At 67.5% G+C, this 23,006-nt stretch carries 22 protein-coding genes and 1 riboswitch; of the genes, 7 read left to right on the top strand and 15 right to left on the bottom strand.

Features of this window, described 5'->3' with window-relative positions:
- Positions 1-357: 357 nt before the first annotated feature.
- The 4 genes from L880_RS0106390 to L880_RS0106375 all read left to right on the top strand — a co-directional run bounded on the left by L880_RS0106390 (position 358) and on the right by L880_RS0106375 (position 4,371).
- Positions 358-1,131 (top strand): ferredoxin--NADP reductase, encoded by a 774-nt coding sequence (locus L880_RS0106390; RefSeq protein ID WP_027474964.1) that lies wholly within the window; start codon positions 358-360, stop codon positions 1,129-1,131.
- 56 nt (positions 1,132-1,187) lie between these two features.
- Entirely contained in the window at positions 1,188-1,907 is a 720-nt protein-coding gene (locus tag L880_RS0106385; RefSeq protein ID WP_027474963.1) for a TetR/AcrR family transcriptional regulator, read from the top strand.
- 62 nt (positions 1,908-1,969) lie between these two features.
- Positions 1,970-3,169 (top strand): amidohydrolase family protein, encoded by a 1,200-nt coding sequence (locus L880_RS0106380; RefSeq protein ID WP_019573608.1) that lies wholly within the window; start codon positions 1,970-1,972, stop codon positions 3,167-3,169.
- Positions 3,170-3,246: 77 nt separating this feature from the next.
- Positions 3,247-4,371, top strand: coding sequence for a serine hydrolase domain-containing protein (locus L880_RS0106375; protein WP_027474962.1), 1,125 nt, complete (start codon positions 3,247-3,249; stop codon positions 4,369-4,371).
- A gap of 26 nt (positions 4,372-4,397) precedes the next feature.
- On the opposite strand, the gene L880_RS0106370 is transcribed toward L880_RS0106375, so the two are convergent.
- Both L880_RS0106370 and metH read right to left on the bottom strand, forming a co-directional pair.
- On the bottom strand, positions 4,398-5,270 hold the full coding sequence (locus L880_RS0106370; protein WP_157462641.1) for a hypothetical protein: 873 nt from the start codon (positions 5,268-5,270) through the stop codon (positions 4,398-4,400).
- Positions 5,271-5,404: 134 nt separating this feature from the next.
- On the bottom strand, positions 5,405-8,152 hold the full coding sequence (gene metH, locus L880_RS31795; protein WP_084461064.1) for a methionine synthase: 2,748 nt from the start codon (positions 8,150-8,152) through the stop codon (positions 5,405-5,407).
- Between the two features lie 26 nt (positions 8,153-8,178).
- Positions 8,179-8,260, bottom strand: a riboswitch (S-adenosyl-L-homocysteine riboswitch).
- An 86-nt stretch (positions 8,261-8,346) separates the two neighbouring features.
- Between metH and L880_RS0106360 the strand changes: the two genes are divergently transcribed.
- Entirely contained in the window at positions 8,347-8,919 is a 573-nt protein-coding gene (locus L880_RS0106360) for a cyclic nucleotide-binding domain-containing protein (RefSeq protein ID WP_027474960.1), read from the top strand.
- A 19-nt stretch (positions 8,920-8,938) separates the two neighbouring features.
- On the opposite strand, the gene L880_RS0106355 is transcribed toward L880_RS0106360, so the two are convergent.
- Entirely contained in the window at positions 8,939-9,358 is a 420-nt protein-coding gene (locus L880_RS0106355) for a PACE efflux transporter (protein WP_027474959.1), read from the bottom strand.
- A gap of 146 nt (positions 9,359-9,504) precedes the next feature.
- On the opposite strand from L880_RS0106355, the gene L880_RS0106350 reads away from it, so the two are divergent.
- Positions 9,505-10,416 (top strand): LysR family transcriptional regulator, encoded by a 912-nt coding sequence (locus tag L880_RS0106350; RefSeq protein ID WP_027474958.1) that lies wholly within the window; start codon positions 9,505-9,507, stop codon positions 10,414-10,416.
- A 260-nt stretch (positions 10,417-10,676) separates the two neighbouring features.
- The gene (locus L880_RS0106345) at positions 10,677-11,771 is read left to right on the top strand and encodes a porin (RefSeq protein ID WP_027474957.1); all 1,095 of its coding nucleotides are present in this window, start codon (positions 10,677-10,679) and stop codon (positions 11,769-11,771) included.
- 14 nt (positions 11,772-11,785) lie between these two features.
- Here the strand turns inward: L880_RS0106345 and L880_RS31790 are convergent, their stop codons facing one another.
- The 12 genes from L880_RS31790 to L880_RS35490 form a co-directional block, all read right to left on the bottom strand.
- The gene (locus tag L880_RS31790) at positions 11,786-13,492 is read right to left on the bottom strand and encodes a nitric oxide reductase activation protein NorD (protein WP_157462638.1); all 1,707 of its coding nucleotides are present in this window, start codon (positions 13,490-13,492) and stop codon (positions 11,786-11,788) included.
- Positions 13,476-14,330: a CbbQ/NirQ/NorQ/GpvN family protein gene (locus L880_RS0106335; RefSeq protein WP_027474956.1), complete on the bottom strand. Its 855-nt coding sequence runs from the start codon at positions 14,328-14,330 to the stop codon at positions 13,476-13,478. The genes L880_RS31790 and L880_RS0106335 overlap by 17 nt, the downstream gene beginning before the upstream one ends.
- The gene (locus L880_RS0106330; protein ID WP_019573618.1) at positions 14,314-15,354 is read right to left on the bottom strand and encodes an aliphatic amidase; all 1,041 of its coding nucleotides are present in this window, start codon (positions 15,352-15,354) and stop codon (positions 14,314-14,316) included. The genes L880_RS0106335 and L880_RS0106330 overlap by 17 nt, the downstream gene beginning before the upstream one ends.
- Positions 15,355-15,389: 35 nt before the next feature.
- Complete coding sequence (locus tag L880_RS0106325) at positions 15,390-15,755, bottom strand: FmdB family zinc ribbon protein (RefSeq protein ID WP_027474955.1); 366 nt, start codon at positions 15,753-15,755, stop codon at positions 15,390-15,392.
- Between the two features lie 27 nt (positions 15,756-15,782).
- Positions 15,783-17,012: a formamidase gene (gene fmdA / locus L880_RS0106320; protein WP_027474954.1), complete on the bottom strand. Its 1,230-nt coding sequence runs from the start codon at positions 17,010-17,012 to the stop codon at positions 15,783-15,785.
- Between the two features lie 57 nt (positions 17,013-17,069).
- Positions 17,070-17,759, bottom strand: a complete 690-nt coding sequence (gene urtE / locus L880_RS0106315) for an urea ABC transporter ATP-binding subunit UrtE (protein ID WP_019573621.1) — start codon at positions 17,757-17,759, stop codon at positions 17,070-17,072.
- A 24-nt stretch (positions 17,760-17,783) separates the two neighbouring features.
- Positions 17,784-18,527, bottom strand: a complete 744-nt coding sequence (gene urtD / locus L880_RS0106310; protein WP_027474953.1) for an urea ABC transporter ATP-binding protein UrtD — start codon at positions 18,525-18,527, stop codon at positions 17,784-17,786.
- A gap of 17 nt (positions 18,528-18,544) precedes the next feature.
- Positions 18,545-19,750: an urea ABC transporter permease subunit UrtC gene (gene urtC / locus L880_RS0106305; protein ID WP_027474952.1), complete on the bottom strand. Its 1,206-nt coding sequence runs from the start codon at positions 19,748-19,750 to the stop codon at positions 18,545-18,547.
- An 84-nt stretch (positions 19,751-19,834) separates the two neighbouring features.
- The gene (gene urtB, locus L880_RS0106300; RefSeq protein ID WP_019573624.1) at positions 19,835-20,749 is read right to left on the bottom strand and encodes an urea ABC transporter permease subunit UrtB; all 915 of its coding nucleotides are present in this window, start codon (positions 20,747-20,749) and stop codon (positions 19,835-19,837) included.
- A gap of 209 nt (positions 20,750-20,958) precedes the next feature.
- On the bottom strand, positions 20,959-22,227 hold the full coding sequence (gene urtA, locus L880_RS0106295) for an urea ABC transporter substrate-binding protein (protein ID WP_027474951.1): 1,269 nt from the start codon (positions 22,225-22,227) through the stop codon (positions 20,959-20,961).
- Positions 22,228-22,386: 159 nt separating this feature from the next.
- Positions 22,387-22,704 (bottom strand): BrnA antitoxin family protein, encoded by a 318-nt coding sequence (locus L880_RS31785; protein WP_084461062.1) that lies wholly within the window; start codon positions 22,702-22,704, stop codon positions 22,387-22,389.
- Positions 22,705-22,716: 12 nt separating this feature from the next.
- Positions 22,717-23,004 carry a BrnT family toxin gene (locus tag L880_RS35490; RefSeq protein WP_157462635.1) on the bottom strand — a complete coding sequence of 96 codons (288 nt, stop codon included), beginning with the start codon at positions 23,002-23,004 and terminating at the stop codon, positions 22,717-22,719.
- Positions 23,005-23,006 lie beyond the last annotated feature (2 nt).

Genomic DNA, 23,006 nt, shown 5'->3' with positions numbered 1-23,006 from the left:
GACAGCTTGTGAAGGCCATCCCGTTTGTGTAGCATTCACCGAATAAAAATGTGGTATTCACTACATTTCCGGCACAATGTAGCCTATCGAATCTGTTGCCGCAACCGTATTTTCGCGTGCCCCGCAAGGGTGCCAAAACCGCCTCACCCGGAGCCCCGTTTTGATGCAGAACCCCGTCCATGCCCCGCTTCGGTGCCCTTCAAAAGGGCCGGGCGAAGCCCTGAAAACCAGGGCTTTCCCGACTTGCGGAACAATGGAGGGTTGCGAATGCGATGTTCGAGGTGTTGCCGGGGCCCGAAATAGGCCCCCTCACTGCCTCGGCAGCCCCTGTTTATCCACCATTGCCATCTGAAATCCATGAGTGCTTTTCACGAAGAACGCGTGCTGACGGTCCACCACTGGACCGATCGTCTTTTCTCTTTCACCACCACGCGCGACCCCGGCTTGCGCTTCTCCAACGGCCATTTCACGATGATCGGCCTGCGCGTGAACAACAAGCCGCTGCTGCGCGCCTACAGCATCGTCAGCCCGAACTACGAAGAGCATCTCGAGTTCCTGAGCATCAAGGTGCAGGACGGCCCGCTGACCTCGCGTCTGCAGCACATCCAGGTGGGCGACAGCATCATCGTCGGCAAAAAGCCCACCGGCACCCTGCTGATCGACTACCTGCTGCCCGCCAAGCGCCTGTACATGCTGTCCACCGGCACCGGCCTGGCCCCCTTCCTGAGCCTGATCCGCGACCCCGACACCTATGAGAAGTTCGAGGAAGTGGTGCTGGTGCACGGCGTGCGCCAGGTCAATGAACTGGCCTACCACGACTACATCACCGAAGAGCTGCCCAAGCACGAGTTCCTCGGCGAGATGGTGAGCAAGCAGCTCAAGTACTACCCCACCGTGACCCGTGAGGCCTACAAGCACCAGGGCCGCGTGACCACCGTGATCGAAAACGGCCAGCTGGCCGCCGACCTGGGCCTGCCCGCACTGAACCCGGCCGAAGACCGCGTGATGATCTGCGGCAGCCCCGAAATGCTGCGCGACCTCAAGCACATGATGGAAGCCCGTGGTTTCAAGGAAGGCAACACCACCAAGCCCGGCGACTTCGTGATCGAACGCGCTTTCGCTGAACAGTGACCCCCTGACCAGGCCGGCCCGCCCGGGCTGGCCCGGCCCTTGCTCTGGACCCCACCATGTCGGCCACCCCCAGAAAGACCCGCACTGCTGCGAAGAAGAGCCCCACCGGCCGGCGCACAGTCGGCGTGCGTGAGCAGGCTGCCCAGACCACGCGGGACAACATCCTCAAGGCGGCCATCAAGGTGTTCGCCCGCTACGGCTATGACGGCGGCAGCGTCGAGAAGATCTCCAAGGCGGCGAAGTCTTTCGACCGCATGATCTATTACTACTTCGGCAGCAAGGAAGGCCTCTACATCGAGGTCATCGAAGAGATCTACCGCCGCATGAACGAGGCCGAGGAGCAGCTCAACCTGCGCCCCGACCAGCCCCTGGAGGCCCTGCAGGCGGTGATCCGCTTCGTGGTGGGCTACTACCGGCGCCACCCCGAGTTCGTCACCCTGCTCAACACCGAGAACCTGCACAAGGGGCGGCACATCGTGAAGTCGGTGCGCGCCCGCGAGTACTCGTCCCCGGCCATCGAGATCATCCGCCAGTTGCTGGCCAGCGGCCAGGCCCAGGGCCTGTTCCGGCTCGACATCTCGGCCCGCGACCTGTACCTGCTGATCGCCGCCAACGGCTATTTCTACATGTCCAACCGGCACACGCTGTCGGCCTTCCTGGGCGAAGACCTGGAGGCCCCCGAGGCGCTGGCACATTGGGAAGAGTTCGTCATCGACACGGTACTGCGGGCCGTGGCACCTGCAGCGACTGCAGCCCCCCCAGCCCGAGCGGGCTGAGCGATTTCCCTGCGGCCACCCGCCAGGGGTGGCCTACATTTCCACCCCCACAGGAGCACACCATGGCAGAAGCAGTCGCCGGCGAGAAGTCCGGCAAGGTCGTCATCCAGAACATCGGCCTGTTGTTGTCCGGCGATCTGGACCACCCCATCCTCGACGCCGACACCGTGGTGGTGCATGACGGCCTGATCACGGCCGTGGGCCGCTACAAGGACTGCGACACCGAGGGCGCCCGCACCGTGATCGACGCCCGTGGCACCTGCCTGGCCCCGGGCCTGATCGACAGCCACGTGCACCCGGTGTTCGGCGACTGGACGCCGCGGCAGAACCAACTGGGCTGGATCGAGTCGACCCTGAACGGCGGCGTGACCAGCATGATCTCGGCCGGCGAGGTGCACCTGCCCGGCCGCCCCAAGGACATCGTGGGCCTGAAGGCCCTGGCGATCACCGCGCAGCGCGCCTTCGACAACTTCCGCCCCGGTGGCGTGAAGGTGATCGCAGGCGCCCCGGTGATCGAAAAAGGCATGACCGAGCACGACTTCAAGGAACTGGCCGAGGCCGGCGTGACCCTGCTCGGCGAGGTAGGCCTGGGCTCGGTCAAGGCCGGCTACGAGGCCAAGGAGATGGTGGCCTGGGCACGCAAGCACGGCATCCAGAGCACCATCCACACGGGTGGCCCGTCGATCCCGGGCTCGGGCCTGATCGACAAGGACGTGGTGCTGGAGGCCGACGCCGACGTGATCGGCCACATCAACGGCGGCCACACCTCGCTGCCCTGGAAGCATGTGTGCGAGCTGTGCGAGAAGTCGTCGCGCGCGATCGAGCTGGTGCACAACGGCAACGAGAAGATCGCCATCGAAGCGGCCCGTGCGGCCATCGAACTCAAATGCCCGCACCGCGTGATCCTGGGCACCGACGGGCCCGCGGGCTCGGGGGTGCAGCCCCTGGGCATGCTGCGCATGATTGCGCTGATCTCGAGCTTTGCCAACATCCCGGCTGAACTGGTGTTCTGCTTTGCCACCGGCAACACGGCGCGCATCCGCCAGCTCAACTGCGGCCTGATCGAGGTCGGCCGCGCGGCCGACTTCGTGTTCATGGACCGGGCCCAGCACACCGCTGGCGCCACCCTGCTCGAAAGCGTGCAGCTGGGCGACCTGCCCGGCGTCGGCATGGTGATGATCGATGGCCTGGTGCGCTGCGGCCGCAGCCGCAACACGCCCCCGGCCACCGAGATCCCGGTGGTGCTGCACAGCGCGCACTGAAGGCCTGCGTCGCCAGGGCGACGCCCGCAGGCGAAGGCCTTCCTAGAATCGGCCCACCCACCTGTCACGAGGCCCCGATGCACCCCCCTGCCCTGCTCCAACTGCAAGCCGTTCTGCAAGACCACATCGACCGGGGGCTGCTGCCCGGCGCGGTGGCTCTGATCGAGCACCGGGGCCAGCGCGTGCTGCACGCGGCCCTGGGCGCGCAAGGCCCGGGCACCGGCGCCCCGCCCATGGCGCGCGACACGGTGTTCCGCATCTACTCGATGACCAAGCCCATCGTCTCGCTGGCGGTGCTGATGCTGATGGAGCAGGGCCGACTGCAGCTGGCCCACCCGGTGTCGCGCTACCTGGGCGGCTTTGCCGGCCAGAGCGTGTACACCCCCGAAGGTGGCCGCCCCGTGAGGCGTGAGGCCACGCTGCACGACCTGCTGCGCCACACCGCAGGCCTGAGCTATGCCTGGGACGAAACCCCGGTGGCCCAGACCTACCGCGTGGCCCGCATCGGCTCACGCCAGCACAGCAACCAGCAACTGGCCCAGAACCTGGGCCCCTTGCCCCTGCTGCGTGACCCGGGCACGGCCTGGGAGTACAGCCGCGCCACCGACGTGCTGGGCGCCGTGCTGGAGGTGGTCGAGGGTCAGCCCCTGGGCGCCGTGCTGCAGCGCCTGATCCTGCAGCCGCTGGGCATGGAGGACACCGGCTTTTCCGTGCCTGAAGGGCAACTGCACCGCCTGGCCGAACCCTTGGCCAAAGACCCCGCCACGGGCACCGCCGTGAACCTGATCGACGTGAGCCGGCCGCCGGTGTTCGAATCGGGCGGCGGCGGCCTGGTGTCCACGGCGGGCGACTACGCCCGCTTTCTGCAGCTGATGCTGGGTGGCGGTGAGCGCGAGGGCGTGCGCCTGGTCAGCCGCGCCACCCTGGCCTTCATGACGGCCGACCACCTGGGCAGCATCCCGGTGGCGGGCGACATCCTGCCGCCCGGCCATGGCTTTGGCCTGGGTGTGTCGGTGCGCCGGGAAACCGGGCTGGCCGCCCGCCCGGGCTCGGCCGGCCAATACGGCTGGAGCGGGCTGGGGGGCACGGTGTTCTTTGTCGACCCGGCCGAAGAGCTGTTCGCCGTGCTGCTGACCCAGGCGCCCGGGCTGCTGAACCACTGGATCGAGCTGTACCCGGCGCTGGTGTACGCGGCGCTCTGAGCCGCGTCGACCGAGGCGGGCCGTCGTCAGCGGCTGGTGCCGTAGGACTTGCCGCTGCCCGCGGCGCCAGCCCCTGTGCCCACACCAGCGCCCACGCCTGTACCGGCGCTGGCGGAAGCCCCCCGCTCGGGCGCCAGGCGCGGCACGCCGCCCTCCACCACCACGGCCGCGCCCAAGGGTAGGGGCTCGGGCAGCTCGAACACACGCTGGCTGCCGTCTTCCATGCGGATGTTGACCTCGTAGGCCGGTTGCTGGCGGGTTTGCCCGGTGCGCGCCCCCACGTGGGCCCCGAGCACGGCACCAGCGGCGGCAGCCGCGGGGTTGCTGCCATAAGCACCTGTTGACGTACCTGTTGCAGTGCCACGGTTGGCACCGGCCTGCGCGCCCAGGGCCGCCCCCGCTGCCACGGTGGCGCCGGGTGGCAGGCCCCCCGAACCCACCGACAGCGATTGAACCGACTCGACCCAGCCGCACTGCGCACAGGCCTTCTGGGTGCCGTAAACGCCCTTGAGCGAGGCGCTGCCCGGTGAAGGCGGCAGAGGCGCGTGGTGCGACGGCCCCTGTCGCGGCAGGGCAAAAGACAGCGGGGGTGGGCCAGACGGCCGTGCCGCTGCCAGGGCCGACACGCGGGGGGGCGTGGGGTGCAGATCCGGGGGGGTGAAGGCCGCCGCGCTGGCCGGCGGCGGGGGGGCGGTCGGGGCGGTCGGGGCAGAAGGGGTGGGGGCCGGCGGCGTCTTGAATTCAGCCGGGCGCGTCTGTACCAGCACCAGGCTGGCCGCCAAGGCCAGGGCCACCACGCCCAGCAGCCCGGCGAAGGGCCCCAGCAGCGAAGGTGGCGGCAGGCCCTCCTGGGGCGGCATGCCAGGGGCTTGAGGGTGGGGATGGGCAGAAATCATCATGATCAGCCTCCTTCAGCAAGGCCCCGTCAGGGGCCACGCGCACAGGCTGCCAATGTAGCGCGCCTGTGTTGCGCTGTGTCTGCGAAATGCCAAGGCCCTGTCAGGCAACGAGGTATGACCCGCCCGGGCCCGGCTCAGAGCTGGGGCGCCAGCAGGCGCCGCAGCGCGTCTTCGGGCAGGCCACGGCGCCGGGCCATGTCCTGCAACTGGTCTTCGGCGATCTTGCCCACGTTGAAGTAGGTGCTGTCGGGGTGGCTCAGGTAGAAGCCGCTGACGCTGGCCGCCGGCGTCATGGCCAGGCTTTCGGTCAGGCCCATGTCGATCTCGCCGCATTGCAGCAGCTCGAACATCTCGCGCTTGACGCTGTGGTCGGGGCAGGCCGGGTAGCCCGGCGCGGGGCGGATGCCCTGGTACTTCTCGGCGATCATGTCCTCGTTGCTCAGCGCCTCGTGGGCGGCATAGCCCCACAGGTCGCTGCGCACGCGGTGGTGCAGGCATTCGGCAAAGGCCTCGGCCAGGCGGTCGGCCAGGGCCTTGAGCATGATGGCCGAGTAGTCGTCGTGCTGGTCCATGAAGGCCTGCTCGCGCTTTTCCACGCCCAGGCCGGCGGTGACGGCAAACACGCCCACGTAGTCGGCCCGGCCGCTGGCCTTGGGGGCCACAAAATCGGCCAGGCAGCGGCTGGGGCGCATCACGCCGTCGATGGCCTGCTTTTCGGTCTGCTGGCGCAAGCCGTACCAGGTGAGGGCCACCTGGCTGCGGGTGTCGTCGGTGTAGAGCTCGATGTCGTCGTCGTTGACGCTGTTGGCCGGGTAGAAGCCCATCACGGCACTGGCGCTGAGCCAGCGGCCGTCGATGATCTTCTGCAGCATGCGCTTGCCGTCTTCGAACACCTTGCGGGCCTCCACGCCCACGATCTCGTCGTCCAGGATGGCCGGGTAGGGGCCGGCCAGATCCCAGGTCTGGAAGAACGGGCCCCAGTCGATGTACTTGGCCAGCTCGGCCAGGTCGAAGTTCTTGAACACGCGCCGACCGATGAACTTGGGCACCGGCGGGGTGTAGGCGGCCCAATCCAGCGGCGTCTTGTTGGCGCGGATCTTGGCCAGCGGCCACATCGGGGTCTGCTTCTTGCCGGCATGCTGGGCGCGCACCTTGTCGTAGTCGGCGTTGAGCTCGTCCACATAGACCTGGGCGTTGTCGGACAGCAGGCTCTGCGCCACGCTCACGCTGCGCGAGGCATCGGGCACATAGACCACCGGGCCCTCGTAATGCGGCGCGATCTTGACCGCGGTGTGCACCCGGCTGGTGGTGGCGCCCCCGATCAGCAGCGGGATCTTCTTGACGCGGAAATGCTCGTCCTTCTGCATCTCGGCGGCCACGTACTGCATTTCTTCGAGGCTGGGGGTGATCAGGCCCGACAGGCCCACGATGTCGGCGCCCTCGACCTTGGCGCGGGCCAGGATCTCATGGCAGGGCACCATCACGCCCATGTTGACCACCTCGAAGTTGTTGCACTGCAGCACCACGGTGACGATGTTCTTGCCGATGTCGTGCACATCGCCCTTGACGGTGGCGATGATGATCTTGCCCTTGCTGCGCACGTCGCGGCCGGCGGCTTCGTCCTGGCGCTTTTCCTCTTCGATGTAGGGGATCAGGTGGGCCACGGCCGACTTCATCACGCGGGCGCTCTTGACCACCTGGGGCAGGAACATCTTGCCCTGGCCGAACAGGTCGCCGACCACGTTCATGCCGTCCATGAGCGGGCCTTCGATCACATGCAGCGGGCGCCCGCCCTTGGCCAGGATGGCGCGGTAGGCCTCCTCGGTGTCTTCGGTGATGAACTCGGTGATGCCGTGCACCAGCGCGTGCGACAGGCGCTGCTCGACCGTGCCGGCCCGCCATTCGTATTTCTTGCTGTCGTCCTTGGCCGCGCCCTTGGCGGTCTCGGCGATCTCGACCAGGCGCTCGCCGGCATCGGGGCGGCGGTTCAGCACCACGTCTTCGACGCGCTCGCGCAGCACCGGTTCGAGCTGGTCGTACACGCCCACCATGCCGGCATTGACGATGCCCATGTCCATGCCCGCCTGGATGGCGTGGTACAGGAACACGGTGTGGATGGCCTCGCGCACCGGGTCGTTGCCACGGAAGCTGAAGCTCACGTTGGACACACCGCCCGACACCTTGGCGCCGGGCAGGTTCTGCTTGATCCAGCGCGTGGCGTTGATGAAATCGACCGCGTAGTTGTTGTGCTCTTCGATGCCGGTGGCAATGGCGAAGATGTTGGGGTCGAAGATGATGTCTTCGGCGGGGAAATCGACCTCATCGACCAGCAGGCGGTAGGCACGTTCGCAGATCTCGATCTTGCGCTCGTAGGTGTCGGCCTGGCCTTTTTCGTCGAAGGCCATCACCACGGCGGCGGCGCCATAGCGGCGCAGCAACCTGGCCTGCTGGATAAAGGCGGCCTCGCCCTCCTTCATGCTGATCGAGTTGACGATGCCCTTGCCCTGGATGCAGCGCAGGCCGGCCTCGATCACGCTCCACTTGGACGAGTCGATCATGATCGGCACGCGGGCGATGTCGGGCTCGGAGGCGATCAGGTTCAGGAAGCGCACCATGGCGGCCTGGCTGTCGAGCATGGCCTCGTCCATGTTGATGTCGATCACCTGGGCGCCGTTCTCGACCTGCTGCCGGGCCACCGCCAGGGCTTCCTCGAACTGCCCGTTGAGGATCATGCGGGCGAAGGCCTTGGAGCCGGTGACGTTGGTGCGTTCGCCGATGTTGACGAACAGGCTGCCCTCGCCGATGCGCACGGGCTCCAGGCCGGACAGCAGCATGGGAGGCACGGAAGTTGCGGATTGTTTTTCTGGAGCGTGATCAGACATGGAACTCACCTGGAGGGTCGTGCGGAATCAGGTGAGCGTCGTTGACATCGCGGAAACACCTCAAGCCTGACAAGCCCCCGCGGGCCTGCTGCAACGCTCCTTGAGATACCATTGATTTTACTGTGTGATCCCCTGACTCACCCTCTGTCCACCACCATCAACCCCCTGCCGGCCTGTTGCGGTCCCCGCCCACGATGCTCGAAGCCCTGCTGAAGTCACTCAAATCGCGCAAGCGCCGCCGCCTCTCGGTCCAGGATTCGCCGGCGGCCGAACTGGCCGCGCAGATGCTGCATGCGCCCAGTGCGCTGATCCAGTTGTCGGCCGATGACGCGCGCCGCATCGTGAGCTACATGGAACCCATGCGGCTGCTGGCCGGCCAGTGCTTCATGCGCGAGGGGCAGACCGAAGACACCGATTACATGCTGCTGATCCTGGAGGGCGATGTGATGGTGGAGAACTTCATCGTCAGCCGCCGCACCCCCATCACCACCGCCGTGATCGGCGCCGGTGCCCTGGTGGGTGAGCTGGGCCTGCTCGATGGCTCGCCCCGGTCGGCCACCTGCACCACCTGCACCGAGGTGCTGGCCGCCAAGCTGGGCCGGGCCGCCCTGGGCGAGTTGCTGGAAGAAGACCCGGCCCTGGGCGTGAAACTGCTGCTGGCCATCGGCGTGCACATGAGCAACCGGGTGCGCGAGCGCACCGAAAAGCTCAAGAGCTACGCCGCCCTGATCCAGACCATGCAGCAGGAAATGGACCGGATGTCCTGAACCCGCCCCTGCGCGCGGCTCAGGCCGCGCTGCCGGGCAGGCCGAAGACGCGGTCGAAGCACCAGTTGAAGACGAAGGTGTAGATCAGAAAGAACACCAGCAGGCCCAGGTCCATCACCAAGGACTGCCAGAGGCTGACGTCAAACCACCAGGCGAACAAAGGCACAAAGTAAAGCAGCAGCCCGCCCTCGAAGCCGACGGCGTGGGCGGCGCGGCGGGCAAAGCCTCGGCCGCGCACGGTCTGGCGCGCTTCCCAGCGCTCGAACAGGGCATTGAAGACCAGGTTCCACACGATGGCGATGGCCGAGGCGGCCAGGCCCATCACGCCCGCATGGGCCAGGCCATCGCCCGACATCTCGGCCAGACCCCAGCTCGAGAACGCAATGGCGATGGCTTCGTAAAGCGAGACGAACAGCACCCGGCGACGCCACCCCTGCAGCGCGAACAGCCAGGGCCGTGGGCCGGGGCGGCTGGGGGTGATGGAAGAGGTGGACGTCGAAGTGGGCGATGGGCAAGACATGGGCGCACTTTATGTGCATTGATCTGACAGTTAAAGTCACCTCCTTTCAGATTAATTGATACATCATGGCTTTCAGCGCCGACAACGTGGATCTGTTTCTGAGCGTGCTGGACCGCGGCTCGTTTTCGGCCGCGGCCCGGGCCCTGGGGCGCGTGCCTTCGGCCGTGAGCATGGCGGTGGCGCAACTGGAGGCCGAGCTGGACCTGGTGCTGTTCGACCGCAGCGGCCGCGAGCCCCGGCCCACCGCCGCCGCCCGGGCCCTGGAGCCCCAGGCGCGGCTGCTGGCGGTGCAGTTGCGCCAGCTCAACTCGCAGGCCCGTTCGCTCAACCAGGGGCTGGAGGAGCGGCTCACGCTGGCCATCGCGCCCGAGCTGCTGGCCGGGCCCTGGAGCGGCCCCTTGGCGGCGCTGGCGGCCGAGCACCCGCTGCTGCAGGTCGAACTGCTGGCGGCCCCGCAGGCTGATGCGCTGAAGCTGCTGCATGAGGGGCGCGCCCAGCTGGCCCTGGTGTTCGAGCGCCCCAGCCTGGACGGCCGCGAGGGCTTTCAGGAGGTGGGCAACGAAACCCTGGTGGCCGTGATGGCCCCCGGCCACCCCATGCTGGCCCACCCGCCGGCGCCGGGCGAGCCGGCCCAGACCTTTCGCGAAAACCTGCTGACCGAGGTACGCCAGATCGTGGTGGCCGGGCGCGACCTGGGCCAGAGCGACCCCCGCTTCGTGTTTGCCCGCCACCACTGGCGCACCGACAACCAGGTGGTGGCCCTGCGCCTGATCGAGGCCGGCCTGGGCTGGGGCTGGCTGCCGCAGTCCTTTGTGCGCAGCCAGGTGGCGGCCGGCAGCCTGGTGGTGCTGCCGTTCGAGAACCTCACCAACGGCCTGGCCCTGTGGGTGGATGTGGTGTGGTCCAAGGAGCGGCCCCTGGGCCTGGGCGCGCGGCGCTTCATCGAGTTGATCCAGGACGTGCGGGGCGAGCGCTGAGCCCCGCACGCCCAGCCTCTCAGAACCCTGTCAACCGACCAAGGTCTGAATCGATCGACCGAGCGGTTGGGTACCCGCGTCAAACGGCCTCTACGCTCTCAGGGCTCTGACCGCCGGCAGCGCTGCCCAAGCCCGCAGCGCCCTCCGGCCACCGCCTCACAACGGCGCCACCCCACCAGAGCGCCCTGGCCGAACCCGCCGGCACAAGCACCCCCTCGGTATCAACACGAGCCCGCAACCGGGCTCCGGAGACTCTTTTCATGACATTTCACGCTCGTACTGCCGGCATGGCAGGCTGTCTGGGTTTGTTCGGCCTGCTCGGGCCCTTCGCGCAGGCCCAGACGCCCGCCAACGGCGTCACCGTCTATGGCATTGCCGACCTCGGCGTTCGCCAAGCCAGCGGCCTGACGCCCGGCAATGCCCCCAGCCCTGGCAACAGCAGCCTGGTCGGCAGCGGCATCGACACCACCAGCCGCCTGGGCTTTCGCGGCCGAGAAGACCTGGGCGCCGGTCTGGCGGCGCTGTTCAACCTGGAAAGCGGGCTCAACCTGAACGACGGCACCAGCATCAACCGCGACAAATGGTTTGACCGGGCGGCCTTTCTCGGCCTGTCGGGCGAGGCCGGCACGCTGACGCTGGGCCGCCAGACCACGCTGTTGGGCGACTCTCTGGGCAGGATCGACCCCCTGGGCTTTCGCTTTGCGCCCTTCAACCCCAACGTGGCCCTGGCCGGGCTGAGCGCCCATGGCCTGGGCCAGGAGTACGGGCCGGCGGGCTCCGCCAACGGCTCATTCCGCCTCGACAACAGCCTCAAATACAGCCTCAAGACCGGGGCCTATGAATGGCGTGCCCTGCGCGCGCAGGGCCAGCGACAAAGCGATGCCCCCTCGCAGGCAGGCGCCACCGAGCTGGGCCTGTTCTACGACACGCCCGAGCTGAACGGCAGCCTGTCCCTGAGCCAGTTCAAGACCGCCGAAGGCTTGAGCCTGAAAGCCGTCAGCGCCGGCCTGGGCCTGGCCGCCTGGGGCGGGCGCTGGTCGGCCAGCTATGCCCGTCACGTGGCCGAGACCAGCACCACCCAGGAAACCCGGCGTGACATCCTGTCCTTCGGCGGCGTGCTGCCCTTGAGCGCCCAGTTGGACCTGGTGCTGGCGCTCTACCACGTGAAACGCCAGCAGAGCGGCCTGGCCAACGATGGGTTCAACAGGGCGGTGGGCTTCCTCGAATACAAGCTCTCGCGCCGCAGCCTGGTGTACGCCGAACTGGACCAGACGCAGTGGCAAGGCGCGGCCCACCTGCCGGGCACCCGCCGCAGCGCCACCGGTATTTCACTGGGCATCAAACAGGTGTTCTGAGGGCCCACCGGGGCTCACCAACCGCCACCCAACAGGGCCGGCAAGCGCACAGCCAACTGGCTCGGCCCCTGCAGCCCGGCGCAGGCCCCCGCGCCCAGACAGGGGTGCAGTGCCTGGGGCCGGCCCGGGGGCAGCACCAGCGCCCGCACCGCCACCCCGTGGCGCGCCGCCTCGCGGCAGGCCCGGGCCAGGTCGGCCTGCAGGTAGCCGGCCTCGTGCACATCGATGTCGTGCAGCTCGCCATCGGTGAGCAGCACGATCACCCGGCGCCAGCCCGGGTGGCGGGCCGCATCGGCCAGCTGATCCTGCAGGGCCTGGCGCAGCACCGCGCCCAGGCGGGTGGAGCCGCCGCTTTGCAAGCCCGCCAGCCGCGCCTGCACCTCGGGTGCCAGGGCCGACTCGTGCCAGCTCTTGAGGCCTCGCAGCGTGACCTGCAGGCGCCCGCGCGAGGCAAAGGCCCAGGCCGCCTGGCGGTGCCCCAGCGCCTGCAAGGCGGCCAGGCTGTGCGCCACCGAGGGCCGCAAGGCCGCCAGCAGCGGCTGCCCATCGGGCCCGGGCTCGGCGGTGGAGGCCGACGCGTCCAGCAGCAGGCTGACCGCCAGCGGCGCCCCCTGCGCCCGCTGACGCTGGTACAGGCGGGGGTCGGGGGCGTGGCCACGGCGCAGGTCCAGCGCGGCGTCGACCAGGGCGGCCGGGTGCAGGGCCTCGCCCTCACGGGCACAGCCGGGGGCCCGCTGGCGCGGGCCGGGCAGGCGCGACAGCGCGGCGCGCAAGGCCGGCGGCGCCGGGGGGCCCGCCAAAGCCGGCCCCCGCGGCACGGCGGGCTCCACCCGCACACAGCACCAGGCCGGGCGATAGCGGCCGATGCGCTGGTCCCATTCGGGGTGCCAGACCCCAGGCGCCGTGGCCGGAGGCGGCGGCTCGGCCGGCCAGGGGGCCGCGGCCTGCAGGCTGGGCGGTGCCTGCAGGTCGACCTGGGTGTTGCTGCCCTGCGCCGCCTCGCCCTGCAGCGGCAGATCGGAAGGAGGCAGATCGGGATCCCGGCACCACAGGTGCTGGTTGTCGTCGCGGTAGCCGGGATGGGGGCGGTACGTACGGGGGTTGAAGGGCAGGCGCATCTGCCCGATGTCATGCCCCAGCACCGAAGCGGCCTGGCGCAAAGAGGCCGGTGTGGCTTGCAACAGGCCGAGGCCATCGGACCCTTGCACGCCGCGGCGCACCTTCTCGACCCAGGGGTGGGGGTCGTGCCAGCCGGGGTCGAGCAGCACCCGGGCCAGACGCGCCAGCAAGGCCTCGAAGCCCAGGCCCTGCAAGGCATCGGGCCCGGCATGGAAAGCGCACCAGAGCCCACGCAAGCCCGGCAGCTCGGCACAGGCCAGGGCCTCGACCCGGGCGTCTTCCAGCACCCCGTACAGGGCCTGCTGCACGGGTTTGAGGCCGGCGCGCGGCTGAGGTGCGGCGCCAAAGCGCTGGTGGGCTGCCGCATGGCTGACCACCGCTTCGGCCCAGTGGCGCGAAAGCGCTGTCGCAGCGCCAGGCAGATGCAGCGTGGGCGTCGTGCCAGGCAAGCCCTCAGGGCCGCCGGTCAGGACGGGGGACAGAACCTCCTCGCCCGCCAACACCACCAGGCGGGCGGGCAGGCCCCACAAGGCCTGCTGGTAGGCGGCCAGCCCGGCCGGAGGACCCTCCGACGGTGCGGGCAACTCAGGCGACCGGACCAAACACGGCCTCCACCAGCGCCTGCAGCGTGCGCTGCAGACCGGGCTCGTCGCTGAGCGGGATGGCCACCGCCTGCCGGGCCGCCGCCGCAGGTGGCAGGCCGGCGCGCACCAGGGCCGCGGCATGCACCAGCATGCGGGTGGAGGCGCCCTCTTCCAGCCCGTGGTCGTGCAGGCGGCGCGTGCGCTGGCCCAGAGCCACCAACTGCTGCGCCAGCGGCAGTTCCACACCGGCCTCGCGCGCCACCACGGCGGCCTCCTGGGCGGGCGCGGGGTAGTCGAACTGCAGGGCGGTGAAGCGCTGCCGCATCGAAGGCTTGAGGGCCTTGTGCAGGCCCTGGTAGCCCGGGTTGTAGCTGACCACCAGCAGAAAGTCGGGGTGGGCCTGCAGCAGTTCGCCGCGGCGCTCCAGCGGCAGCACGCGGCGCGTGTCGGCCAGCGGGTGCAGCAGCACGGTGGCATCGGCCCGGGCCTCGACCAGCTCGTCCAGGTAGCAGACCGCGCCATGGCGGGCCGCCAGCGCCAGCGGGCCGTCCTGCCAGTGGGTGCCCTGGGCATCGAGCAGCCAGCGCCCGGCCAGGTCGCCCGCGCTCAGGTCCTCGTGGCAGGCCACGGTGACCAGGGGGCGCTGCAGGCGCCAGGCCATGTGCTCGACAAAGCGGGTCTTGCCACAGCCCGTGGGGCCCTTGAGCAGCACCGGCAGGCGGCAGGCGGCAGCCGCCTCGAAGGCGTTCACCTCGTCACCTACCGGCTGGTAGAAAGGCTCGCGGCGCAGGCGCCAGGCAGCCAGGGCGTCCGCCCCCGTCGCACGGGGGGCGGACGCCTCAGCGGTGGCCCGCATCGCCCGGGTTGGGAATGCCCTCGATCGGGCATTCCTCGGTGCCCACCATGGGGCGCGTGAAGGCCTCGACCGCCTTTTGCGTGCCCTCGGGGTCGTTCACCCAGCGGCTGTAGAAGTCGTAGGGGCAGGTGGCCACGCCCTTGTCGCCGTCGCGGGAGTTGATGGTGCCGGTGTAGCCACGGTGCAGCAGCTTGAACAGGTGGTTCTCCGACTGGCCGTTCTTGCGGAAATCGCGGATCAGGCTGGTCGACAGGGCCGCGTACTGCACGCCATATTCCTCTTCGCCGCATTCGCCCAGGGTGCGACCGTCGAAGCCGATCAGCGCGCTGTGGCCGAAGTAGCTGTACACGCCGTCCCAGCCCGCGGCATTGGCCACCGCCACATAGGTGTTGTTGGCAAAGGCCATCGCCTTGCTGATCAGGATCTGCTGCTCCTTGGCCGGGTACATGTAGCCCTGGCAACGCACGATCAGCTCGGCCCCCTTCATGGCGCAGTCGCGCCAGATCTCGGGGTAGTTGCCGTCGTCGCAGATGATGAGGCTGATCTTCAGGCCCTTGGGGCCTTCGCTCACATAGGTGCAGTTGCCGGGGTACCAGCCCTCGACCGGCACCCAGGGCATGATCTTGCGGTACTTCTGCACGATCTCGCCCTGGTCGTTCATGAGGATCAGGGTGTTGTACGGGGCCTTGTAGGGGTGCTCTTCATGCTGCTCGCCGGTGAGCGAGAACACACCCCAGACCTTGGCCTTGCGGCAGGCCTCGGCAAAGATTTCGGTCTCGGCGCCGGGCACGGTGGCCGCCGTGTCGTACATCTCCTGGGCGTCGTACATGATGCCGTGGGTGCTGTACTCAGGAAAGATCACCAAGTCCATGCCCGGCAGGCCGGCCTTCATGCCGACCAGCATGTCGGCGATCTTGCGTGCGTTGTCCAGCACCTCGGCCTTGGTGTGCAGACGCGGCATCTTGTAGTTGACCACCGCCACACCGACGGTGTCTTTGCTGCTGGATATGTCGCCATGGATCATGGTGGGTGCTCCTTGCGGGCCGGGTGGCCCTTCATTCAGTGACTGATCATCCAGGGCCGCTTGGTCGGAAAGGCCTTGGCCCCGCTGGGTGCGGTGTAGGTGGCGCTGCGCTTGCCGCTGTTGCTGCTGCAGCAACCGCAGCCGGCCGGGTGGCGCATGCGTCCATAAGTGCCCTCTGAGCCGTCGCGCGAGCTGCTGCGCGGCTCATGCCGCGCGCGCTCGTTGGTGTCATGCGCACGGCGCTGCTCGGGGCTGACACAGGCCAGGTGCGGCGCGTGGGCGAACACGCGCGGCGAGGCCGCACCGCACACGGGGCAGGCGGCGGGCTCGTTGCGCTGCGCCAGGCTGCGCAGGGCATCAAAGCCGCCGCAGGCCGCGCAGTCGTAGTCGTAGGTGGGCATGGGGCGGTCTCCTGGGCTGGGGGGGGGTTACTTGTCTTGCGCGATCGGCAGATCGACCCCGCCGGTGATGATCTTCTGCGGCCCCGCGGCGGTGGGGTTGATGTCGAAGTCGAAGATCTCGGTGGGCAGCCACAGCGTGGCGCAGGCGTTGGGCACATCGACCACACCGCTGATGTGGCCCTGCACCGGCGCCGTACCCAGCAGCGAGTAGGCCTGGGCGCCGCTGTAGCCGAACTTCTTCAGGTACTCGATGGCGTTCAGGCAGGCCTGGCGGTAGGCGATGGTGACGTCCAGGTAATGCTGCTTGCCCGACTCGTCGACCGAGATGCCTTCAAAGATCAGGTAGTCCTTGTAGTTGGGCGTGATCGGGCTGGGCTTGAAGATCGGGTTCTTGATGCCGTACTTGGCCATGCCCCCCTTGATCAGGCTGACCTTCATGTGCACCCAGCCGGCCATCTCGATGGCGCCGCAGAAGGTGATCTCGCCGTCGCCCTGGCTGAAGTGCAGGTCGCCCACCGACAGGCCCGCGCCTTCGACATAGACCGGGAAGAACACCTGCGAGCCACGCGACAGATCCTTGATGTCGCAGTTGCCGCCATGCTCACGCGGGGGCACGGTGCGGGCGCCCTCGGCCGCGGCCTTGGCGGCGGCTTCGCCCTGCAGCTTGCCCATGTGGGCGGTGCTGGCGAACGGCGGGTTGGCCAGGCCGGGCACGCGGGTGGGGTTGGTGGCGATCAGATCGGCTTCGCGGCTGTTCCAGGCGTCGAGCATGGCGCGGTCGGGCAGGCAGCCGATCAGGCCGGGGTGGATCAGGCCGGCAAAGTTGACGCCGGGGATGTGGCGGCTCTTGGTGTAGAGGCCATGGAAGTCCCAGATCGACTTTTGCGCCAGCGGAAAGTGCTCGTCCAGAAAGCCACCGCCGTTTTGCTTGGAGAAGAAGCCGTTGAAGCCCCACAGGCTGTCGTCACGCGCGCCGATGTCGAGCAGGTCGACCACCAGCAAGTCGCCGGGCTCGGCGCCCTTGACACCCACCGGGCCCGACAGGAAGTGGACGGTGGACAGGTCCACATCGCGCACGTCTTCGGCACTGTCGTCGTTCTTGATGGCGCCACCGGTCCAGTCGTAGGTCTCGAGCTTGAATTCAGCCCCGGGCTCGACCCACACCGCCATCGGGATGTCGGGATGCCAGCGGTTGTGCACCAGCGGGTTGTCGTAGGGGGACTGCTTCAGGTCAACCTTGATCAGGGTCTCAGCCATGGTGTGCTCCTTGGTAATGAAAGGGGAGAGGTGGAAAAACGTGCGGCGCGGGCCGGTTCATACCGACAGGTAGGCCTTGATGTGCTGCTGGTCGGTGTCGGCGCGGGCGGTCTCGTGCACCAGGCGGCCGCCCTCGATCACGAACAGGCGGTCGGCCACGTCCATGGCGAAGGACAGCACCTGTTCGCTCACGATGATGGTGATCTCGCGCAGCTTGCGGATCTCGTTCAGGGCCTTGGCGATGTCCTTGATGATCGAGGGCTGGATGCCTTCGGTGGGCTCATCCAGCAGCAGCACCTTGGGGTCGGTGACCAGCGCGCGGGCAATGGCCAGCTGCTGCTGCTGGCCGCCCGACAGGTTGCCGCCCTTGCGCCGGCGCATGTCCCACAGCACCGGGAACAGGGCGTAGATCTCGTCGGGGATCTGGCGCGTCTTCGAGTTCTCCAGGCCGGTCTGGATGTTCTCCTCGACCGTCAGGGTCGGAAAGATCATGCGGCCTTGCGGCACGTAGGCAATGCCCTTGGCGACGCGGCGAAAGCTCTCGTCGCGCGACACGTCCTGCCCGGCCACGCGGATGCTGCCGCTCTTGAGCGGCATCACGCCCATCAGGCTTTTGAACAGCGTGGTCTTGCCCATGCCGTTGCGGCCCATGATGGCCACGGTTTCATTGGCCCGGCCCTCGAACGAGATGCCGTGCAGGGCCTCGCTCTGGCCATAGGCGACAAACAGATCCTTGACTTCCAGCATGCTGAGCTCCTGTGGGTTCGTGTTTCAGTGGCCGAGGTAGACGTCGATCACCTTGGGGTCGGCCTGCACCTTGTCCATGGAGCCTTCGGCCAGGATCTTTCCCTGGTGCATGACGGTGACCTTGTGGGCGATGCGCTTGACGAACTCCATGTCGTGTTCGATCACGATCACGGCGCGGTTCTGGCAGATGCGCTGCAGCAGCTCGGCCGTGAGCTCGCGCTCGCGCGCACTCATGCCGGCAATGGGCTCGTCGAGCATCAGCAGCTCGGGCTCCTGCATCAGCAGCATGCCGATCTCCAGCCACTGCTTCTGGCCGTGTGAGAGCAGGCCTGCCTCGGTGTCGAGCTTGTCGCCCAGGCCGATGTCGTCGGCCACGGCCTGCACGCGTTCACGCACGGCCTCGGTGCACTTGAAGGCCAGGGCACCGAACACCGAGCGGCCCGAGGGGAAGGACACCTCGAGGTTCTGGAACACCGAGAGGTTCTCGTAGATCGAGGGGGTCTGGAACTTGCGGCCGATGCCCAGGCGCACGCGCTTGTGTTCGGCCATCTGGGTCAGCTCTTCGTTCTTGAACTTGATGCTGCCCGCGGTGGCGCGGGTCTTGCCGCAGATCAGGTCCAGCAGCGTGGTCTTGCCGGCGCCATTGGGGCCGATGATCACGCGCAGCTCGTTCTTGTCGACGTACAGGGTCAGGGCATCGATGGCCTTGAAGCCGTCAAACGAGACGGTCAGGTCTTCCACGGCCAGGGCGAAGTCGGTGTTGCTCATGGTGGGCTCCGTCGGGGTCAGACGCTTTGGCTGCTCACGCCGTCAGGCAGCGTGGCCGGGAGGGGGTCGGCGGCGGCTGAGGCGGCGGGCGCGGCCACGGCAGCACTGGCGGCGGGGGCCGGCACGGCGGCCTCCTTCAGGGCCTGGCGGCGGCTCTTCCACCAGGGCACGATGTGCTCCTCCCAGACCCCGGCCAGGCCCATGGGGAAGGCCATGGTCACGCCGATGAACAGGCCGGCCATGAGGAACAGCCAGAGGTCGGGAAAGCTCTCACTGAAGTAGGTCTTGCCCGCGTTCACCAGCAAGGTGCCGTAAACCGCACCCACCAGGCTCATGCGCCCACCCACGGCGGCGTAGATCACCATCTCGATCGAGGGCACGATGCCCACGAAGCTGGGCGACATGAAGCCCACCTGCAGCGAGAACAGCGCCCCGCCGATGCCCGACAGCGCCGCCGCCAGGCAGAAGGTGAAGATCTTGAAATTGGCCACGTCGTAGCCCGAGAAGCGCACGCGGTCTTCCTTGTCGCGCATGGCCAGCAGCAGGGTGCCGAGCTTGCTGGTCTGGATGAAGCGGCACAGCACGATGGCGCCGATCAGCAAGGCCACGCACAGGTAGTACAGGATGTACTTGGCGCTGTCGGTGCGGGTGTCCCAGCCGAGCACGGTCTTCAGGTCGGTCATGCCGTTGACGCCGCCGGTGTAGCCCTGCTGGCCGATGATGAGCACGGTGAGGATCAGGGCCACCGCCTGCGTGATGATGGCGAAGTACACCCCGCCCACGCGGCGCTTGAACATGGCAAAGCTCACCAGCCAGGCCAGCAGCGTGGGCACCACGATCACCGCAGCCAACGACAGGGGCAGGCTCTTGAACGGCAGCCAGAAGGCCGGCAGCTCGGTGATCTGGTTCCAGTCCATGAAGTCGGGGATGCCCGGTGTGGACTGGATCTTGGTGCTGATGGGGTCAGACGCCTCGAGCTTGAGGAACATGGCCATGGCGTAGCCGCCCAGGCCGAAGAACACGCCCTGCCCCAGGCTGAGCACGCCGCCGTAGCCCCAGACCATGACCAGGCCGATGGCCACGAAGGCATAGGTGAGGTACTTGCCCACCAGGTTGAGGCGGAAGATGTCGAGCGTCAGGGGCAGCACCACGGCGAGCAAGACGGCCAGCAGCACCAGGCTGGCAAGCTGGTAGCGCTGGATCCAGGCTTTGAGGGCATTCATGGGGAGGACTCCGGTGAACTCAGGAACAGGGAAACAGGTGGCAAGTCAGCGCAGCGATTCAACTCAGCGACTCAGCGCAGCCGCTCAGCGACGCACCTTGGAGGCGAACAGGCCTTGCGGGCGCACCATCAGGATCAGCACGATCAGCGACAGAGTGATCACCTTGGCCATCGAGCCGGCCAGGAAGAACTCGGTGATCGACTGCGTCTGGGCGATGCCAAAGGCCGACACCACGGTGCCCAGCAGGCTGGCCGCACCGCCGAAGGTGACCACCAGGAAGGCGTCGACGATGTAGAGCGAGCCCGAGGTGGGCCCGGTGGAGCCGATGGTGGTGAAGGCGGCACCGGCCACACCGGCAATGCCGCAGCCGATGGCAAAGGTCAGGCGGTCGGTCTTTTGGGTATCGATGCCGATGGCGTTGGCCATCACGCGGTTGCTCACCGTGGCCCGCACCCGCAGGCCCCAGCGGCTGCGGTGCAGAGCGAGCAACACCCCCAACGTGACCACCGTGGTCAGGCCCAGCACGAACAGGCCGTTGATGGGAATGTCCAGCCCCTCGGCCGGCGCCCACGAGCCCAGCAGCCAGTCGGGCAGCGTGGGGCTCACCTCTTTGGGCCCGATGAAGGTGCGGAACATCTGCTGGATCGCCAGGCTCACGCCCCAGGTGGCCAGCAAGGTGTCCAGCGGGCGCTTGTAGAGGTGGCGGATCAGCCCCCACTCCACCAGCCAGCCCGCCGCAAACGAAAACCCGAAGGCCGCCGCAATGGCCAGCGGAAAGTAATAGGGCACCATCTGCGGCGCATGCGTGGACGCCAGCGTCGAGCCCAGGTAGATGGTGTAGGCGCCAATGGTCATGAACTCGCCATGCGCCATGTTGATCACGCCCATCTGCCCGAAGATGATCGCCAGGCCCAGCCCCATCAGCAGCAGCACCGCAAACAGGCTCAAGCCGGCAAAGCCCTGCATGAGGCCGATGTTGAGCATTTCAGAAAAGGTCATGGCACGAACTCCCGAAGGGGTGGGTCTGCAAAATCGAAAGCACGCTCAGGGCGCAGTGCTTGTGTCGCCAAAAGCCGGGCCTCGGCAAGCGAAGCGAAGCCCGTTCGGGGATGCGGCGGACCGGCTTTGCCGGTCGGCACGCATCGCCCCCTGGGGGGGAGGCCGGCTACACGCAGTGAGCCGGCAACAGGGGGGGCACAGCCAGGGGGTCACTGATACCCTTTGGGGAACGGATCCGGCTTGATCAGGTCCGGCGACTCCGACACCACCTTGAAGGTCGCGTCCGGCAGGCCCATGGCGATGCGTGACTTGCTCCACAGGTGGTGGTTCTTGTCGAGCTTCACGTAGCCCTCGGGCGCGGTCTTGAGCTCGATGCCGGTCTCCGACGCCGCCACCACCTTGTCCACATCGAAGCTGCCGGCCTTCTCGACGGCGGCCTTCCACAGCCAGGGGCCCAGGTAGCCGGCCTGGGTCACGTCACCGATCACCGCACTGGCGCCGTACTTGGCCTTGAAGGCGGCCACGAACTTCTTGTTGTTCTCGTTGTCCAGCGACTGGAAGTACTTCATCGACGAGTAGAAGCCCGCGAAGTTCTCGCCACCCACGCCGGTCATTTCGTCCTCGGTCACGGCCAGGGTCACCAGCAGTTGCTTGTCGCCGGTGATGCCGGCGGCCTTGAGCGCCTTGTAGAAGGCCACGTTCGAGCCCCCCACCACGGCGACAAAGATGCAGTCGGGCTTTTGCACCTTGATCTTGTTCATCAGCGAGCCGAAGTTGGTGCTGCCCAGCGGGTAGTACTCTTCGCCCACGACCTTGCCCTTCTGGAAGTTCTCGATGTGCTTGCGCGCGATCTTCATCGAGGTGCGCGGCCAGATGTAGTCCGAACCGATCAGGAAGAAGGTCTTGGCCTTCTTCTCCTTCTGGGCCCAGTCCAGGCTGTACAGGATCTGCTGCGTGGCTTCCTGGCCGGTGTAGATCACGTTCTTGGACTGCTCCAGGCCTTCGTAGAAGGTGGGGTAGTACAGCAGGCCGTTTTCCTTCTCGAACACCGGCAGCACGGCCTTGCGCGAGGCCGAAGTCCAGCAGCCGAAGACGGCGGCGCAGCGGTCGTTGATGAGCAGCTTCTTCGATTTTTCAGCGAAAGTGGGCCAGTCGGAGGCGCCGTCTTCCTTGATCACCTTGATCTTGCGGCCCAGGATGCCGCCCATGGCGTTGATCTGGTCGATGGCCAGTTGCTCGGCCTGGATGGAGCCGGTCTCGGAGATGGCCATGGTGCCGGTGGCCGAGTGCAGCTGGCCCACGGTGACTTCGGTGTCGGTCACGGCCAGCTTGGTGGTGTTGACCTTGTCGGTGGGCTGGGCAAAGGACCAGGCGGGCAGGCCGGCCGCAGAGGCCGTGGCCAGGGCCTGCAGCAGGCGGCGGCGGCTGATCTCAGCCTGGGTGGACCGGGGGTCTTGAACGTCGAAAACGTGCTTCATGAAACGCTCCTTGCAACAGGGTTTTGAAACCGGACGGCGGGAATCGCCGCGCTGGTGCAAAGATTAGGGAGAACCCTGGGAGCAGCCCATACGTCAATTAACGTAGAGGCATGCGCAGGGTGGTTTCAATGAGCAAAAGCCGGCCCCGTGCCAGGCTTGTCACCCCGGTTTTTTGCGCGTGGACGGCAGACCGGCCGCCGAGCTCTGTTGCAGCCACTCACGCAGCGCGGCATTGATACGCGTCTGCCAACCACGGCCGCCTTCCCTGAAAGCGGCCAGGACATCAGGGTCCAGGCGGATGGGCACTTGCTGCTTGGTGGGCAGGCGGTTCTTTCCGCGGGTGCGGCGCAATTGATCCAGCGTCTGCTGAACACCGCCTCCGGTGGTGAGGACGGCCTGCGACCAGTCGACAGGCACCGGCCCGGTCTCAGCGTTGGACGCGGGCGAAATAGGCTTTGGCTTCTTGGCGATCGGCATAGCGGCAGGAAATCAGGTGCGCGTGGTCAATGCGGCCAAGTCGATCCCATGCTTGCGCAGATGGGTCTGACGTTTGTTTTCGTGCCAGAGGATCATCGAAAAATGTAGATGCAATTTGATGAGGGGTAAAGCACCGGGCGAGCCCGCGCGCCGACACAGGGGAGCCCCTATATTCCCGGCTTTGACCAGCGCGTCGGTGGCGACCAGACCGAAGGCCTGGCTGATCACCCCAACGAAATGAGCTCCCCACAGGCTTGGCCCACACCACGCACCAGCACGGGGCGAGAACACTTCTTGCATGG

Source organism: Curvibacter gracilis ATCC BAA-807 (assembly GCF_000518645.1).
In the GTDB taxonomy this organism is placed as follows: Bacteria; Pseudomonadota; Gammaproteobacteria; order Burkholderiales; family Burkholderiaceae_C; genus Curvibacter; species Curvibacter gracilis.
Note: the sequence above shows the minus strand (reverse complement) of the source record. Positions and strands in the feature narration are given on the sequence as shown.